The 16,513-nt window shown below is 72.7% G+C and carries 16 protein-coding genes; 9 read left to right on the top strand and 7 right to left on the bottom strand.

What is annotated here, in order from left to right; genetic code table 11:
- Positions 1–86 precede the first annotated feature (86 nt).
- Both IL992_RS23615 and IL992_RS23610 read left to right on the top strand, forming a co-directional pair.
- Entirely contained in the window at positions 87–287 is a 201-nt protein-coding gene (locus IL992_RS23615) for a heavy-metal-associated domain-containing protein (RefSeq protein ID WP_193205568.1), read from the top strand.
- 338 nt (positions 288–625) lie between these two features.
- Positions 626–3,529: an ATP-binding protein gene (locus IL992_RS23610; RefSeq protein ID WP_193205567.1), complete on the top strand. Its 2,904-nt coding sequence runs from the start codon at positions 626–628 to the stop codon at positions 3,527–3,529.
- Here the strand turns inward: IL992_RS23610 and IL992_RS23605 are convergent.
- Positions 3,519–3,791, bottom strand: coding sequence for a cation transporter (locus IL992_RS23605; RefSeq protein WP_193205566.1), 273 nt, complete (start codon positions 3,789–3,791; stop codon positions 3,519–3,521). The genes IL992_RS23610 and IL992_RS23605 overlap by 11 nt on opposite strands.
- Before the next feature lie 118 nt (positions 3,792–3,909).
- Here IL992_RS23605 and IL992_RS23600 point away from each other — a divergent pair, with 118 nt between their 5' ends.
- From IL992_RS23600 to IL992_RS23590, 3 genes are all read left to right on the top strand, one after another.
- Positions 3,910–4,626, top strand: coding sequence for an ABC transporter ATP-binding protein (locus tag IL992_RS23600; protein ID WP_193205565.1), 717 nt, complete (start codon positions 3,910–3,912; stop codon positions 4,624–4,626).
- 5 nt (positions 4,627–4,631) lie between these two features.
- Positions 4,632–7,172, top strand: coding sequence for an ABC transporter permease (locus IL992_RS23595; protein WP_226873696.1), 2,541 nt, complete (start codon positions 4,632–4,634; stop codon positions 7,170–7,172).
- A gap of 156 nt (positions 7,173–7,328) precedes the next feature.
- A complete protein-coding gene (locus IL992_RS23590; RefSeq protein ID WP_193205563.1) occupies positions 7,329–7,928 on the top strand; it encodes a hypothetical protein in 600 nt (199 codons plus the stop codon).
- A 67-nt stretch (positions 7,929–7,995) separates the two neighbouring features.
- Here IL992_RS23590 and IL992_RS23585 read toward each other — a convergent pair whose 3' ends face one another.
- The 4 genes from IL992_RS23585 to IL992_RS23570 form a co-directional block, all read right to left on the bottom strand.
- Positions 7,996–8,652 carry a hypothetical protein gene (locus IL992_RS23585; RefSeq protein ID WP_193205562.1) on the bottom strand — a complete coding sequence of 219 codons (657 nt, stop codon included), beginning with the start codon at positions 8,650–8,652 and terminating at the stop codon, positions 7,996–7,998.
- Positions 8,653–8,736: 84 nt separating this feature from the next.
- Positions 8,737–9,291, bottom strand: coding sequence for a hypothetical protein (locus IL992_RS23580; RefSeq protein WP_193205561.1), 555 nt, complete (start codon positions 9,289–9,291; stop codon positions 8,737–8,739).
- Entirely contained in the window at positions 9,288–11,003 is a 1,716-nt protein-coding gene (locus tag IL992_RS23575) for a PHP domain-containing protein (protein WP_193205560.1), read from the bottom strand. The genes IL992_RS23580 and IL992_RS23575 overlap by 4 nt, the downstream gene beginning before the upstream one ends.
- A gap of 123 nt (positions 11,004–11,126) precedes the next feature.
- Complete coding sequence (locus tag IL992_RS23570) at positions 11,127–12,056, bottom strand: LysR family transcriptional regulator (protein WP_226873667.1); 930 nt, start codon at positions 12,054–12,056, stop codon at positions 11,127–11,129.
- 74 nt (positions 12,057–12,130) lie between these two features.
- On the opposite strand from IL992_RS23570, the gene IL992_RS23565 reads away from it, so the two are divergent.
- The 3 genes from IL992_RS23565 (at position 12,131) to IL992_RS23555 (ending at position 14,452) form a co-directional block, all read left to right on the top strand.
- Positions 12,131–12,532 (top strand): VOC family protein, encoded by a 402-nt coding sequence (locus IL992_RS23565; protein WP_226873666.1) that lies wholly within the window; start codon positions 12,131–12,133, stop codon positions 12,530–12,532.
- Positions 12,533–12,623: 91 nt separating this feature from the next.
- Positions 12,624–13,691: a patatin-like phospholipase family protein gene (locus tag IL992_RS23560; protein ID WP_193205788.1), complete on the top strand. Its 1,068-nt coding sequence runs from the start codon at positions 12,624–12,626 to the stop codon at positions 13,689–13,691.
- Positions 13,688–14,452 carry an NAD(P)H-binding protein gene (locus IL992_RS23555; protein WP_193205559.1) on the top strand — a complete coding sequence of 255 codons (765 nt, stop codon included), beginning with the start codon at positions 13,688–13,690 and terminating at the stop codon, positions 14,450–14,452. Before IL992_RS23560 ends, IL992_RS23555 begins: the two co-directional genes overlap by 4 nt.
- Before the next feature lie 6 nt (positions 14,453–14,458).
- Here IL992_RS23555 and IL992_RS23550 read toward each other — a convergent pair whose 3' ends face one another.
- Complete coding sequence (locus tag IL992_RS23550) at positions 14,459–14,674, bottom strand: hypothetical protein (protein WP_193205558.1); 216 nt, start codon at positions 14,672–14,674, stop codon at positions 14,459–14,461.
- Positions 14,608–15,150 carry a hypothetical protein gene (locus tag IL992_RS23545; protein WP_193205557.1) on the bottom strand — a complete coding sequence of 181 codons (543 nt, stop codon included), beginning with the start codon at positions 15,148–15,150 and terminating at the stop codon, positions 14,608–14,610. Before IL992_RS23545 ends, IL992_RS23550 begins: the two co-directional genes overlap by 67 nt.
- A 611-nt stretch (positions 15,151–15,761) precedes the next feature.
- Between IL992_RS23545 and IL992_RS23540 the strand changes: the two genes are divergently transcribed.
- Entirely contained in the window at positions 15,762–16,352 is a 591-nt protein-coding gene (locus IL992_RS23540; protein ID WP_193205556.1) for a dihydrofolate reductase family protein, read from the top strand.
- Positions 16,353–16,513 lie beyond the last annotated feature (161 nt).

The following is a 16,513-nucleotide window of genomic DNA, read 5'->3' as shown; positions in this document are numbered from 1 at the left end:
CCTGGCGAAACCCGCCGACAGGGGCCGGACAGCGGCGCCCGGCATGGTGCTTGCACAGCGCTTCGCCGGATGTTGAAGGAGTCAGGATGAACCAGCTCGTGCTGTCCGTGCCCGCCATCAGCTGCGGCCACTGCGTCAAGGCGATCGCCGAGTCCGTCGGCGAGGTGCCCGGCGTCGGCTCGGTGGCCGTCGACTTCACCGCCAAGACCGTGGTGGTCACCGGTTCGGCCGACCCGGCCGCCGTGCGTGAGGCCATCGCCGAGGCCGGCTACGAGGCCGCCGGATGAACCACGACACCACGTCGTCCTCGCGGACGGCCGTCGCGTGCGCCCCGACGGCGTCGTGTGGGCGACCGGTTTCCGCCCGCACTACCCCTGGCTGCACGTGCCGGTGCTCGACGAGCAGGAGGTGCCGGTGCACCGCGAGGGCGTCACGAATCGACCGGGGTTGTACTTCCTCGGTTTGCCCTGGCAGCGCACCCGCGGCTCGTCCGTGCCGGGGTGGGTGAGGCGCGACGCGCGCACCTGGCCGACCGGCTCATCACCACCGCCGACGATCCCGGCAAAACGCTCATCGCCCCTTAATATTGGGCAGTCCCGGCGGAGCCTGGGTGACGAGGAGTGACATGCCGAACACGGCCGTGACGTTCGCGGTTCTCGGGCCCGCCGAGGTGCGGGGACCCGGCGGCTCCGCGACGGCGCTGCCGCCGTCCGTGCGGGCCCTGCTGGCCCGGCTGGCCCTGTCATGCGGGCGCGTGGTGCCGGTGGACGGCCTGACGGACGCCCTGTGGGGCGACGAGGGCGACGACCTGCCGGCCGACGCGGCGAACGCCCTGCAGATCCGGGTGTCCAAGCTGCGCCGCGCCCTCGCCGCCGCAGGGCTCGGCGCGGACGTCCTGGTCACGCAGGCCCCGGGATATCGGCTGGCCGTGCCCCCGGACGCCGTCGACGCGCACGTGTTCGAGCGGCTGCTCGCACGCGCGCGGGAGGAGACATCCGCAGGGAACGTCACCGCCGCCCTGGGCTGCCTGGACGAGGCACTGCGGCTGTGGCGGGGGCCCGCGCTGGCCGACGTCGGCCAGACGACGTGGGCGACGACGGAGAGCGCCCGGCTGGAGGAGCTGCGGCTGGGCGCGGTCGAGGACCGGTTCGAGCTCCTGCTGGAGTCCGGCGGGCACAACGAGGCGGTCGCCGACATCGAACGCCTGGTGGCGCGCCACCCGCTGCGGGAGCGGCTGCACCGTCTGCTGATGCTCGCGCTGTATCGCGGCGGGCGGCAGGCGGAGGCGCTCGCCGCCTACCAGGCGCTGCGCCGCGGTCTCGCCGACGAGCTCGGCATCGACCCCTCGCCGGAGCTCCAGGCGCTCGCCGAGGCCATCCTCCGCCAGCAGGTCCCGTCCCCTCCACGCGAGGTGCGCAGCGACCGATTGCCACGCCGACTGACGTCGGTGATCGGCCGCCAGGAGGACGTGACGGTGGCGCTGGAGCGGCTCGCGGAGGCGCGGGTGGTGACGCTGACGGGCCCGGGCGGCATGGGCAAGACGACGCTCGCGCTCGAGATCGCCCGCAGGGTGAACGAGACGCCGGACGAGACACTGGCCGACCGCGTGCTGCTGGTCCGCCTGGCCGCACTTGAGCCCGGGACGGACGTCGCCGACGCGTTCGCCGCCGAGCTGGGCGTGCCGCCGCAGGGCACTGCGTCGGCCGACACGGCGGCCGACGCGGTCGAGGAGCACCTGCGTGACGGCCGCACGCTGCTCGTGGTCGACAACTGCGAGCATCTGGTGGACGACGTGGCCGCCCTCGTGGAACGGCTGGCCGTGGCCTGCCCGCGGCTGCGCGTGCTGGCCACGAGCAGGGAGGCGCTCGCGATCCCCGGTGAGGTGCAGGTCGCGGTCGGTCCGCTGAGCGTCACCCAGAACGACGGGCCCGCCGTGCGGCTCTTCGCGGAGCGGGCCCGTGCCGTACGGCCCTCGTTCACGCTCGACGAGGAGACCGCTCCCGTGGTGGCGTCCATCTGCCGCCGGCTCGACGGCATGCCGCTCGCCATCGAGCTGGCCGCCGCGCGGGTGAAGGCGCTGTCTCCGGCCGACATCGAGGCCCGGCTGGCGGACCGGTTCTCGCTGCTGACGGCGGGGCCGCGCACCGGTGAGGCACGTCACCGCACGCTGCGCGCCACCCTCGACTGGAGCCACGACCTGCTGTCGGAGGCCGAGCGGCGGCTGCTGCGCCGCCTCGCGGTGTTCCGCGGCGGCTGGACCCCGGCCGCCGCGGAGCAGGTGTGCGCCTTCGGCGGCGTCAGCGGGGGAGAGGTGCTCGATCTGCTGTTCCGGCTGGTCGACCGGTCGCTCGTGGTGCCGGAACCGGCCACCGGACGGTTCCGGCTGCTCGTCACCGTACGCGACTACGCGTGGGCCCGGCTGGAGGAGGCCGGGGAGATCGCCGAGTGCCGCGATCGCCATCTCGCCTACTGCGTGCGCCTCGCCGAGGAGCACGGCATGCGCGTCCGCGATCTTGCCGTCTTCACCCGGCTCTACGACGAGCACGACAACTTCCGCGCCGCCGTCGACCACGCCCTCGAGAGCGGCGACGTCGAGAACGGCTTCCGGCTGGCCTGCGCGCTCGTGATGTTCTGGAACTACGGCGTGCGCTACGAGGGCACCCGGGCGCTGACCGCGCTGCTGGAGACCGGCGGCGGGTCCGCCGCCGCACGGGCCCGCGCGCTGCAGGGCATCGGGCTCCTGCACGTCTACTATCCGACCCCGCGCTCGGTCGCCGCCACCGAGGAGAGCCTCGCGGTCTTCGAGGAGATCGGCGACGTACGCAACGCCGCGATCTCCCGGCTCGTGATGGCCTGGGCCGGCCAGTACGGCGGGGACCCCGGGCACTACCGCGCCCTGATCGAGCGGAGCAGGCGTGAGCTCGGCGACTCCGACGACGGCTGGTGGCTGGGCATGACGGAGTATCTGGAGGCGCTGCTGGCCCTGCGCGTGGGCGACTTCGAGGACGCGGTCGTCCGGTGGCGGCGTGCCCTCGACCTGGCCAGGGCCGTCGGCGACCGCATCATCGGCAGCGCGATCCTCGCGCATCTCGGCATCGCCCTGCGGGAGTCCGGGCGGCGGGAGGAGGCCCTGGCCGTCCTGCGGGAGTCCGTGGACGAGGTGCGCGGCCGCAACTCGCTTCATGGGCTGACCTTCGCCCTCGTGCACACGGCCCATACGCGGCTGGACGTGGGCGAGGGCGACGACGTCACGGCGCTGCTCGCCGAGGCGGACGACGTCGCACGGCGGGCGCGTAACCCCCGCTGCCAGGCGTGGGCGGCCTGGGGGCGGGCCCGCATGGCTCGTGTACGCGGGGACGCCGGCTCCGCCGTCCGCGAGTGCCGCGACGCGCTGGCGCTGCTGAAGGAGGGCGAGTTCCCCTGGGCCAGGGCCCGCCTGTGGTCGTTCCTGGCCGGCTGCGCCGAGGAGGCGGGACTGCCGGACGAGGCCGCGCACGCCCGGAAGACGGCCGCCGCGCTCACGGGCTGAGCGGCTCGCCGCGCCGGTGCTCGCACCGGTCGCCCGAGAACCCCGCCGCCGCCAGCGCCGCCCGCAATCCGGAGTCCAGCTTCGCCGCGTCGACCCCGCCGCGTACGCGCAGCAGACCCCGGGCGGCGTCGACCTCGAACGCGGTGACACCGGGAACGTCGCGCACGTGCCTGCTCAGCAGGCGCACGCATCTGCGGCACAGCAGGGCCGGCACGCACACGGTCAGCCACTCGGCGGTCTCCTGACGGCTCTGGTCTGCCATGCCGTCCAGCGTGCCGCCCCGCTCTGGCGGCCCGCTGTCCGTCCGCTGTCCGGCACCGCCCGAGGGCCGGCAAGACCGCGACCAGCCTGCCGACAGCCGTGGCCGTGATGCTCGCCCCATGACCCTGACTGAAACACCCCCGCGTACCGACGTCGCCGCGCTCGCCCGCGACGTCGTGAAGATCTACGGCCGCGGCGACACCGCCGTCCGGGCCCTCGACGGCGCCACCCTGTCGATCCCCGCCGGGCGGTTCACCGCCGTGATGGGACCCTCGGGGTCCGGCAAGTCCACCCTGATGCACGCCCTGGCCGGGCTCGACACGGTGGACGAGGGGCAGGTGTTCATCGGCGACACCGACCTCCGCCGGCTCGGCGAGCGGCAGCGCACGCTGCTGCGCCGCGAGCACGTGGGCTTCGTCTTCCAGAGCTTCAACCTGCTCCCCACGCTGACCGCCGCCGAGAACATCGCGCTGCCGCTGACCCTCGCCGGGCGGCGGGCCGACCAGGCGTGGATCGACGAGATCGTCGCGATGCTCGGGCTGGCCGACCGGCTGCGGCACCGTCCCGCCGAGCTGTCCGGCGGCCAGCAGCAGCGGGTCGCCGTGGCCCGGGCGCTGGCCGCCCGGCCGCGCATCGTCTTCGCCGACGAGCCGACCGGCAACCTCGACTCCCGGACGGGGGAGGCGCTGCTCGGCTTCCTCCGCCACGCCGCCCGCGAGCTGGGTCAGACCATCGTGATGGTCACCCACGACGCCAACGCCGCGGCGTACGCCGACCAGGTGGTCCGTTTCGCCGACGGCCGCGTGGCCGGCATCACGCGCAACGAGGAGAAGTGACCGCGATGTGGCACCTGATCATCCGCAACACCGTCGCCCGCCGGGGCAGGCTGGCGCTGACGCTGCTCGCCGTCCTGCTCGGCGTCACCTTCGTCACCGGCAGCCTGGTGCTCACCGACACCTCCCAGCGGCTGCTCGACGACCAGTTCCGTACGGCCACCGCGGGGGTGGACCTGACCGTCCGCGACGCCGCGGCGTTCGACTCGGCGATGGGCGTGGAGGTCGAGCGCGACCCGCTGCCCCCCGAGGTCGTGGACCGCGTCCGCGCGGTGCCGGGCATGGCCGCCGCCACCCCCGTCGTACGGGGTCAGGGGCTGCTCGGCGTCGCAGGGAAGACCATCGTCCCGGCGGGCCCGTCGCTGCTGCTGTCCTGGGAGCCCGCGCCGGTCGGCGCGTTCACCCTGCGCGCCGGGCGTGCCCCGGTCGCCGGGGACGAGGTCGTGGTCGACGCCGCGACCGCCCGCCTGCACCGCATCGGCCTCGGCGCCGAGGTCACGGTAAGGGCCGAGCGTACGGAACGGCTCCGCGTCGTGGGGCTGGCCGGGTTCGGGCCGGCGGAGGGCCTGCCGAACACGACGGTCGCCCTGGTCGCCCTGCCCGCCGCGCAGCGGCTGCTCGCGCTGGACCGGAACGCCTCGGAGATCGCCGTCGTCGCCGCGGACGGCGCCGACGCCCAGCGGCTGCGCACCGCGTTGTCGGCCGCGCTCGGGTCCGGATACGAGGTCTCCTCCAGCCGGGACGTCGCCGCCTCCAGTGCGGCCGCGGCCAAGACGCAGATCTCCTACCTGCAGGTGATGCTGTTCGCCCTGGCGGCGGCGGCCCTGCTCGTCGGCGCGTTCCTCATCGCCAACACCTTCTCGATCGTCGTCACCCAGCGCACGCGGGAGCTGGCCGTCCTGCGGGCGGCCGGGGCCACCGGCGGCCAGGTGATGCGCTCGGTGCTCGGTGAGGCCCTGCTGGTGGGGCTTGTCGCCTCCGCGGCGGGGGCGGGCCTCGGTGTCGCCTGCGCGGCGGGGCTGCGTGACCTCGCCGGCGCCTTCGGGATGACGCTGCCCGGCGGCGGGCTCGTCGTCGCGCCCCGGACCCTGGTCGTCGCGTTCGCGCTCGGCGTCGGCGTCACGGTCCTGTCGGCGCTCGGTCCGGCCCGCCGCGCCGCCTCGGTGGCGCCGGTGGAGGCGATGCGGCGCGCGTCGGCCGACGGCGTCTCCGGGCGGGCCGGCTGGGGCCGCACCGTCGCCGGGGCGGTTCTCACCGCGCTCGGCGTGGCCGGGCTGTCGATCGTCCTGGCCGGGCCGGGGTCGGTCGTCGTGCTCGGGGAGGCGGCGGTGAGCACCGTCGTGGGGCTGGCCCTGCTCGGGCCGGCGGCCTCCCCCGGCCTGGTCCGGCTGCTCGGGCGGCCGCTCGGCGCGGCCGGCGTCCCCGGACGGCTGGCGCGCGAATCCGCCGCGCGGGCGCCCCGGCGCACCTCCGCGACCGCGCTGGCCCTGGCCTTCGGCCTCGCGCTCATCAGCTTCACGACCGTGCTGGGGACCTCGATCAAGGACTCGACGGCGCGGTCGTACACGGAGGTGATCACCGCCGACTACGTGGTGGAGAGCGCCCGCAACGAGATGCTGGGCGGTCTGCCCGCGCACGCCTACCACCACGTCAGCGAGCTGCCGCAGGTCGCGGTGGCCTCCCGGCTGCGCTACGGCCACTGGAAGGACGGCCAGTCGACCGAGGCGCTCACTGCGGTCGACCCGGTCACGCTGCCCCGCGTCACCTCGCTCCACATGGTCGCCGGACGCCTGGACGCCGTCGCGGACGGCGGGGTCGTCCTGGCCGCGAACGTCGCCAGGGAGCGGCACCTCAAGGTCGGCGACACCCTGGCGATGACGTTCTCCCGCACCGGGACCCGGCGCCTTCCGGTGGTCGGCCTGCTGCGCGACCGGGACGCCCAGGCGCTGTCGACCGGCTACGTCATCTCGCTGGACACCTTCGAGCGGAACTACCGTGAGCACGTCGACGCGAGCGTCTTCGTCAAGGTCGCCGACGGAGTGCGCGACGGGGACGCCAGGAAGGCCATCGAACGGGCCCTCGCCGACGCCCCGACCGCCCAGGTGCGCGACCAAGCGGCGGCCGTCGCCGGGCGGAACGCGATGATCGACCAGGTCCTCGGGCTGGTGACCGCGCTGTTGATGCTCACCGTCCTGATCGCGCTGATGGGCATCACCAACACGCTCGCCCTGTCCATCATCGAGCGGACCCGGGAGCTCGGGCTGCTGCGGGCGGTCGGCATGACCGGTGCCCAGATGCGCTGGATGATCCGTGGCGAGGCGGTCCTCGTCGCGGCGCTGGCGATCGTCGCCGGGATCGGCCTGGGCGTCGCCTTCGCCGCGGGCACGGTCACCGCGCTGGGCCGCACCACCGAGGCCACGCTCACGCTGCCGGTCGGTCCGCTCCTGCTCGTCGTCGCCGTGGCCGCCGTCGCCGGCCTGCTGGCCGGGCTGCTGCCGGCCCGCCGCGCGGCCAGGCTCGACGTGCTCACCGCCATCGCCACAACCTGAGTGGCGCGTACGCCGCACACGTGGGCGGAACCGCGTAGCGCAAAGAAGGGATCAGCAACCGCACAGCACATCGCACGTCGGGAGAAGAGGGGCGAAGCGAGGGGTATGAGCCGGATGCGTCGCTTGTGTCCCAAAGTAAAGGCAGGTGTGGATCGGATGGGCGACAACAGGGCAGGGAGATCCCGCGTCGTGGCGATGTCCGCCCGGCGTCTGGCCGTCGCCGCGCTCCTCATCGTGATGCCGAGCGTCGCGGCGGCGCCGCGGGCACTGGCGGCGCCGGCCCCGGCCGTCGGCCACGGCCCGCACGGTCAGGGTGGCCAGGGTGGGCATGGCCCGCATGGCCACGGCGGCCAGGGCGGCCAGGGTAAGAAGGGTCAGGGCAAGAAGGGCAAGGGGAAGAAGGGCAAGGGCCACGGTCACGGGGGAGCCCGCATCGACGCCCGTCTCGCCGGTTTCGGAGGTGGCCTCGGCGGCGGGTTCGGTGACGACGGCGGCGGCACGCAGCGCACTGCCGGTGTGAACACCGCCAACGCCCCGACGATCAGCAGTCCGCCCTATCAGCTCAACACGGGCAGGCGCAACGTCAACGCCCCCGCGGGCAACAGCGCCGTCGATTTCGCCGGCGTCCAGCAGGTGTCGAGCGTCAGCGTCTTCACCGATTCCCTCAGCGGCAACTGCAGAGGCGGGATCAAGAACTGCTCCATCAACCAGACCCTGCGGGCCGAGGAGAGCAGAGGCGGCGGCATCGGGCACTGAATCGGGCACTGACACGAGACGGGCGTCTCCCTCACGGAAGACGCCCGTTTTCAGTGATGCCCGAGGATCAGAGCTCGCCGCTCTCGATCGCCTGCTTGAGGGCCGTCTGCAACTGCTGGTGCGAGGCGGTGCCGTTCGCGGCGACGAAGTCGATCAGCGAGGAGTCCGCCTCGAAGGTGAGGTTCTCCGTGACGCGGGTCTTCCCGCCGGGCAGCGGCGTGAAGTCGATCCTCTGGTGCGTGACCACGTTGGGCTGCGACCAGCTGTCGGTCTCGTAGTAGAACCCGTCCGCGTGGAGGCGCTGCTGTGCGTGGGTCTTGCTGACCACGATCGTGCCCTCGTAGGGGATCTCCTCGATCGCCGTGAGGTTGCGGTAGAGCGCGGGGGGCGTCTGCCACTCCTTGTGCGTGACGACCCGCTTCAGGAACGGGTTCTTGCCGATGTGGTTGTTGAAGTCGGAGTATTTGTAGAAGGTCGACGGCATCGGCGCGTCGATGTCGACGGAGATGCTGTTCGTGACCCGGCTGCGGCCCGAGCCGGGCGCGGGCGGGGTGGTGTCGGTGAAGTGGTAGGTGTCCCAGGCGGTCTGCCACTCCTGGGCGATCTCGGCGTCGCTCTCGGTCGCGCCGGCGGCGGTGTCGGCGTTCGCGGGGGCGGACAGGGCGGCGAGGACGAAGGCGGCGGCGAACATCGGGGCCGCGGCCACTCGCAGGATCTTTCTCACGTGTACCTCGAAAAGAGGAGAAATGGTACGAGTGATCTTCTACCGCAACCGCAACCTGGTACAGAAGGGCCTATAGCGAATCGGTCATGTGCAGACGTGGTCGGCGCAACAGGGGGTGGGGTTCGGCACCTCGGCCGGGGCGATGCGTCCGCCCGGCGCCGGCATGGCGAGCAGGGTCATCAGCCCGTCCCGCCAGACCGGGCGTACGTGGTCGTTGGTCACCAGGACCACGTCGTCGGCCGGAGGCTCCGGCTGGGCGAGCACGAGGACCCGGTCGATCGCCGTACGGGCCAGCAGGTCGCCGACGGTGAGCGTCGCCGGCAGGTCGTCGTGGCCGGGGAACAGCACCACGCGCCCGCCGTCGCGGGCCGCGTGCTCCGCCGCCGCCAGCGCCGCGCCCTCCGCCGTCAAGACACCCTCGGGGAGCCGGGCCGGGTCGAGGTGAGCCGTGCCGGGCAGGGCCAGGGAGCAGGCGACGTGCGGCAGCCCGCCGCTGCGGACGAAATGCGTGCAGCCGATCACCCCGGCCGGCGAGCCGAGCGCCTCCACCACCTGGTGGAGGAGGTGCTCGGCCCCCGCGACCGTACGGGATCCGTCGTCGAAACCGACAAGCATCGGCGCGGTCATCGGCGCGGTCATCGGCGCGGCACGATCCAGATCGGGTTGCTGTAGAACCACAGGTCCTTCCAGGGGTCCGCGTCGCCGGGCACGTCCATGGCCGGGCCGTGCGGGTCCACCGACGCGCCGAGCAGGCCGGGGGCGACGCGGTTGCCGTCGGTGCCGCGCAGTCGCACGTAGACGGGGTGGTCGACGGCCCCCACCTGGTAGGTGAAGGTGACGGTGCCGGTGTTCTTCCCGACCTCGTACGACTGGACGACCTTGGTGTTCGGGGTGGTGAACACGTCCTTGTCGGAGGCCGGGCCTGTCACGTCGCCCTGGATGACGTCCACGCGGGCGAGCGTGGGGATGAACTGCGCCCAGTTGGGCCGGTTCGCCAGCGTGATCTGGATGGCCACCTCGACCTGGGCGCCCTGGCGGACGTACAGGGTGTCGCCGAGCGTGACGCCGCTGTTGCCGCGCGCCCGCGCGCGGACGACGAGGCCGCTGATCAGGCCGCCGTGGTCCACCCAGATGCGGCCCTGACGGATGCCGTCCATGACCGAGCCGTAGGAGAACCCGGTCGCGCCGACGTGGGTGCGGCTGTAGTAGCCGGGCCAGAAGTCGCCGTTGGACAGGTTGTGGAGGCCGTTGTAGATCGGGTCCTCGTATCGGCCGTTGGCGTTGAAGTCGCTGTTCGGCCCGCGGTCGCTCGTGTCGGCGTAGATCGTGTGCGAGTCGGAGTTGGCGGTGATCCACCAGGGCTTGCCCTCGGCGAGCAGGCTGTCCCACAGGCCGCCGACGGTCGCGGTCATCCAGTCGAAGCCGCCGAAGGTCCTGTAGCTTTCCGCCGGGTAGCCGGGGAAGGAGTCGGCGCTCGGGCTGTTGTCGTAGTAGCCGCGGCCGGAGCCGGCGCCGTTGGGCTTGGGGATGCCGGCGGCCTGGTGGCCCGGCGCGCCCTCCATGCCGACCGCGATCCCCGGTGCGGTGTCGCGCCAGGCGCGGATCTCGTGCGGTGAGTCGATGCCCTTGCGCGCGGGGTGGTTGGCCAGGAACAGCGCGTCGGGGATCCGGCGGCGCTTGACGGCGTCGGCCAGGAAGTTGAGGCCCGCGATGGCGAGGGCCTCGTTCTGCGGGGTGCTCGCCGTGGCGTTCTTGACCGAGCCGTCGAAGGAGTTCTCGAACTCCTTCAGCGTCGCGACCTCGCCGCGTCCCGGGGCGACGAACACGGTGCCGTGCTCGGCGGCGGGGATGTTCCACTCCAGGCCCTGGAAGACGAGGGTGTCCTTGACCGCGTCGCGGGCCGCGACGATGTCGGGGTTGACCTTCTCCACGCCGATCTTGGCGTGCGTCGTGCTCCCGTGGTCGGTGATGACCATCCAGTCGAGTCCGTACGCGTTGGCGTGCCGCACCTGGTCGATGACCCGGTACATGCCGTCGGAGCTGTACTGGGTGTGGATGTGGTGGTCGCCCGCGAGCCACAGGAAGCCGTCCTTCGGCTCGCGCTCGCCGCGGCCGGTCGCGGTGCTCGCCGCGGCGGCCTGGCCGGGGGCGCCCAGCACGCCCGCCGCGGTGAGGCCGGCGCCGAGCAGCCCGGCCCGCCGGAACATCTGGCGGCGGGAGAGCTGGTCCGGCGACAGTTCCTCGTCCGCGACCGTCATGTCCACCACAGGGCCGGGGTCGGAGTGCCCGTGGTCGTGGTCATGCGTGTGGGGGTGGGGATGGGGGTGCGGGTGTACGTGCCCCTCGCTCATGTGGTGCCCTTTCGCGTCCCGCCGGAAAGCCGGCTCCGGCTACGAAAGGCACCTTTGCGAGACCGGCTGAACCGTGCGTGAACTCCGGGAGCCGTGCAGGGGGCCACGGTTTTACGGCTGATCCTAAAGGGCGGATACCGCCTTTTCGGATGCGCCACGCGGAGGGTTCGCGTCGGCCGCGGCCCGGACGAACTCGCGTACGCGGGCGGTCGTGTTGGTCTCCAGCCACACCGGTCCGCGTTCGATCGGCGGCGCGTCCCGGATGGGCACGTACGCGACGTCGGGGCGCGGGTAGTACGTGCGGCTGTGCTCGCCCACCGGCAGAACCCCCTTGCCCATGGCGACGAGCGACAGCATCTCCGAGAACGTGCCGCCGACCGGTCCCCGGGGCACGGGCCTGCCGGACGGGGTGTGGCCGGGCGTGCGGTCGCGCTTGAACTCGGCCGAGGTGACCGAGGGGTACTGCACCACGGGGTGATCGCCGAGGACATCCAGCGACACCGACTCCTCGCGGGCCAGCGGATGCCCGGCCGGCACGGCCAGCACGCGCGACTCCCTCAGCAGGACCGGCCCGCAGGCCATGCCGTCGAAGGGATAGGAGGCGATGAGGACGTCCACCGAGCCGTCGAGCAGGCTCGCCCGCGAGTTGGACAGCTGCACCTCCTGGACCTCGACCTCGCACTCCGGATGGCGTTCGGTGAACAGGGCGACGGCCCGCAGCAGCGCCGGCGCCGTCCACTCGCCGAGGAAGGCCACTCGCAGCCGGCCGGTGACCCCGCGGCCCGCCTCGACGGCCCGGCGTACGGCGGCCTCCACCTGGGCCACCAGGGGCGCCAGGTCGTCGGCGAGCCGCCGCCCGATCGGCGTGAGGCGGACGACCCGGCTCGTGCGCTCGAACAGCGGCGCGCCGATGCGCCGCTCCAGCTTCTTGATCGCGTGACTGATCCGGCCGGTCGTGACCCCCAGGCGCTCGGCCGTACGGCCGAAGTGCAGTTCCTCGGCCAGCGTCAGGAAGGTCTCGATCTCGTGCCGTTCGAGCATGCGGATCCCCATCGTTGAAGGCGAGTCAACGATCGTAGCGTGATCGGGGCTTGGTGCCGGCCGCCGTAACGACCATCGTTGGATCCATGAGCACAACGAACATGCGGGTCAAGGGTTTCGACCATCTGGTGCTGACCGTGGAGGACGTCGAGCGGTCGCTGGCGTTCTACTGCGACGTCCTCGGCCTGGAGCCGGTGCGGGTCGACGAGTGGCGGGCCGGCAAGGCGCCGTTCCCCTCGGTGCGGGTGTCGCAGCACACGATCATCGACCTGCTGCGCGGCTCCCGCGGCGAGCCGAACGTCGACCACTTCTGCCTGGTCGTCGAGCCGCTGGACTGGCAGGAGGTCGTCGACTCCGGCGCCCTCACCGTCATCGACGGACCCGGCCCCCGGTTCGGGGCGCGCGGCGTCGCCACCTCGGTCTACGTGAAGGACCCCGACGGCAATGTCATCGAGCTGCGCTGGTATCCGCAGGACAAGGAGGAGTGACGGTTCACCCCGCACCGGCGCGGCGCCGGGGTGCGGTCCGTCCGAGCGCGGTAGATCCGGGTGAGGACGGTCGGAAGAAGGGCTGGTGCCGATGGCCGGGGTGGACAAGCGGGCCGACCTGGTGCTGGAGGGCGGCGGCGTCAAGGGCGTGGCCCTGGTCGGCGCGCTGCACGAACTGCACGCCGCCGGATACCGGTTCGGGCGGGCCGTCGGCACCCGGGTCGCCGGGACCTCCGCGGGGGCGGTGGTGGGAGCGCTGGCCGCGGCCGGGATGCCGCCGGAGCGCATGCGCGAGCTCCTGTTCGGCGTCGACTACCGCAGGTTCAGGGACGCGTCCGCCGTGGAGCGCGTCCCGCTGGTCGGCGCCGGGTTCTCGCTGCTGTCCCTGCTGTTCGAACGGGGTGTGTTCGAGGGCGACTACCTGCGGGAGTGGCTGGGGAACGAGCTGGCCGACCTGGGTGTCGAGACGTTCGACGACCTGGCGCTCGACGACCCGGCGCCCTGGATGGGCGAGGACCAGCGCTACAGCCTGGTGGTGACGGCCACGGACGTCACCCTGGGCAGGCTGGTGCGCCTGCCGTGGGACTACCGGAGCGTCTACGGCGTGGCGGAGCCGGGCAGGCAGCGGGTGGCCGACGCGGTCCGCGCCTCGATGTCGATCCCCTTCTTCTTCGAGCCCGTCACGATCGCCGATGGCGGCACCGGACTGGTGTCGACCCTGGTGGACGGCGGCGTGCTGTCCAACTTTCCCATCGACACGTTCGACCGGCAGGACGGGAAGCAGCCGCGCTGGCCCACGTTCGGGGTCAAGCTGCTCCCCGCCTTCCGGGAGGACACGCTCAGGCTGCCGCTCGTCGGGGCTCCCCACCTGCCCGCCCTGCGGCTGCTGACGTCCCTGGTCGGGACCGCGATCGTCGGCCACGACCAGACGTACCTCGACCAGCCCTGGGTCAGGGCCCGCACCGTCCAGGTCGACACCGAGGGCGTGGGGGTGGTCGACTTCGACCTCGACGAGCGGCAGAAGCGTGACCTCTACCGCAACGGCCGGACGGCCGCCGCGGCCTTCCTGTCCACCTGGGACTGGAACGACTACCGCGCCCGCTTCCGCCCGAAAAGCAGTGGCAGGGTCGCGATGGCAGGGAGTTCACTTGCCCCGTGATCGTGATCTCGGCCGCCTCCGGCGCGCTCGGCCGCCTCGTCATCCAGCATCTACGCACCCGTACGGAGGTGGTGGCCGCGGTGCGCGACCCCGGCCGCGCGCCCGAGGGCGTGCCGGCACGCCGCGGTGACTACGACGACCCGGCGAGTCTGCGCGAGGCGTTCGACGGGGCCGCCCGTCTCCTCCTGATCTCCTCTCCGGAGCTCGACACCGTTCGCAAGATCGGGCAGCACCTGAACGCGGTGACCGCCGCCAAGGAGGCCGGCGTCGGCGCGGTCGTCTTCACCAGCTTCCTGGGGGCCGACGTCGGCGCGACCGGCATGACGGAGGCCTATCACGCCACCGAGCAGGCCATACTCCGCAGCGGCCTGCCGTACACGTTCCTGCGGCACCCCTTCTACAGCGACGCGTTCGTCCCGCGGGTCGTCGAGGGTGAGATCACCAGCAGCACCGGTGGGCGCGGGCTGAACACGGCGTTCCGGTCGGATCTCGCCGAGGCGGCGGCCAACGTGCTGACCGGTGAGGGACATCTGGGCCGGGCGTACGACTTCACGGGACCCCTGTGGAGCTATCCCGAGGTGGCCGAGGCGCTCGGCGTGCCCTACCGTGAGGTGCCCGACGCCGGGCCGGGCCCGATGAGCTGGATCAACGCGCAGATCCGCGGGGGCATGCTGGAACAGCGGACCGATGATCTCGAACGGGTGCTCGGTCGGCCCGCCGAGACGGTCGTCTCACGTGCTCTGGGGCATTTGCCCGGGTAAGTAAGGTCAGCCGGCCGCCAGGACCGGGCGGCTGTGGGTATGCGGAGGAAGCGTGCGCAGCGCCGCCCTCGCCCGGTCGCGCCACCAGTGCAACCCGTTGCGCTCCGCGAGCCGTTCCACTGTCCGCAGGTGCCGGGCGGCCATCCCGGGGTCGTTCACGGTGGCGGCGAGCAGGTGCAGGTGCCAGTCGATCGGCCCCAGCCCGGCGATCCCGTACCCCACCGCGATCGCCCGCTGTAGGGGAGGAGGTCGGCATGGGCGGCACGGCAGGCGTCGGCGTCGCCGACCGCCGCCATCGCCGCGGCCTGCATGCACCTGATGGGCGCCCAGGACGCGTCGGAGGGCGGCACCGGCCACCCGCCGGCCACGAGCCGGTATGCCTCCTCGTATCGCCCCCGCGCGAGCAGATGCAGGATCTGGGCGCAGTGCACGAAGCTCGGGTGCATGTCGCTGACCATGTCGATCAGCGGCCCTGCCGCCCCCATGGCGCCACTGGTGTAGCCGACCGTGAGCCGCGCCGTGGCGACGATCCTCTTGGCGTGACACATCCCGATCTGCTCGGCCTGACGGTCGGCCTCGCCGTACACGGCCTCGGCGTCGTCGAAGCGGCCGTCGAGGGCGAGCCGGTTCGCCTGCCACAGCGTGTGCTGCAGACGGGGCCAGGGCGGCGACAGACGGTCCGGCCAGCAGACGGGCACGCATCAGCACGTCCTCGCCGGGAAGCTCGCGTAGCGCGGTCTCGAAACGGCGGGCCAGGCGCGGCCCGGCCGCCTCGTAGGGGTCGCGCAGCGTCCACAGGGCGGGGGCGTCGAGCGCGGTCAGCGCGCGGGCCGCCAGCTCCGGGCGGCCCGCGGCCCGGTCCGCCACGCGCAGGGCCTCGGTCCTGATCCGCCGCGCCCCGATCAGGTCGCCCGCCTCCAGCAGCGCGCCGACCTGGCGCAGCAGCAGGTCCACGTGCCTGCCGGGATCGCCGGCCGCGGCCCCGTGGGCCCGGACGGCCTCCTCCCACCAGGACGCCGCCTCCCGGTAGGCGAGCCGCCGACGTCCTCGATGAGCGTGTTCCGCGGGACGAGCCGTCCGCCCGCGACGAGCAGGCGGGCCAGCACGATTCTGACGTGAATGATCCTCGATTTCGGGCCTCACCGTACGCCCGGCCGTGGGGGGAGTCGTCCGCCTCTGGGGGATACGGCATCAGCCGTACGACGACTCCGAACAATCCAACTGTCTTGACAATTTATTTTTTCGGAAGCTACCGTGAGAACCACGACGGAGCCGACGACGGCGCCGGCGGACACCAAGGAGAAGCGCCATGGGTATCACGGTCATCGAGTTCATGAGCCTGGACGGCGTCGTGCAGGCGCCGGGCGGTCCCGAGGAGGACAGGGACGGCGGCTTCGCGCACGGCGGCTGGACGCACCCGTTCTTCGACCCGGAGATCGTCGGCGGCGCCTTCGACGACGCGGTGAGCAAGGCGGAGGGGCTGCTCTACGGCCGTCGCACCTGGCAGAACATGGCCGCCGCGTGGCCCGCGCGGGCCGGTGACCCGTTCGCCGACCGGATGAACGCGATGCCGAAGTACGTGGTGTCGGAGTCGCTGAGTGACGACGAGCTGACCTGGAACACCACGCGAATCCCCGGCGACGCGGCCGTCGCCCGCATCCGCGAACTGCGGGACACGGGCGACGGCGATCTGGTCGTCATGGGGAGCCCGAGCCTCGTGCGCACCCTCCTGCACGAGGGCCTGGTCGACGAGCTCCGGCTGATCGTCATGCCGGTCATCCTCGGCGGCGGTAAGACGATCTTCCCGGGCGACGGCCTGCGGCACAGGCTCGAACTGGTCTCCACGACCACCGGCGGCACCGGCGTACAGGTGTGCATCTACCGCCGGGTCGCGGAGTAATTTCGCGTCTTGTCAGGGGGTGGTGAGGTCGAATCGGCTGACGGTGACCGCGCCGCCCAGCGATTGGGTGGCGTAGTTGAAGATGGCGAACCGGTAGCCCATGAAGAACTGCCAGGCGTTGCCCATCGTGAAGGCCGGTCCGAAGGAGGTGAAGTTCACTC

This window comes from Microbispora sitophila, assembly GCF_014892245.1.
Classification (GTDB): domain Bacteria; phylum Actinomycetota; class Actinomycetes; order Streptosporangiales; family Streptosporangiaceae; genus Microbispora; species Microbispora siamensis.
This window is presented reverse-complemented; position numbering and strand designations above follow the sequence as displayed.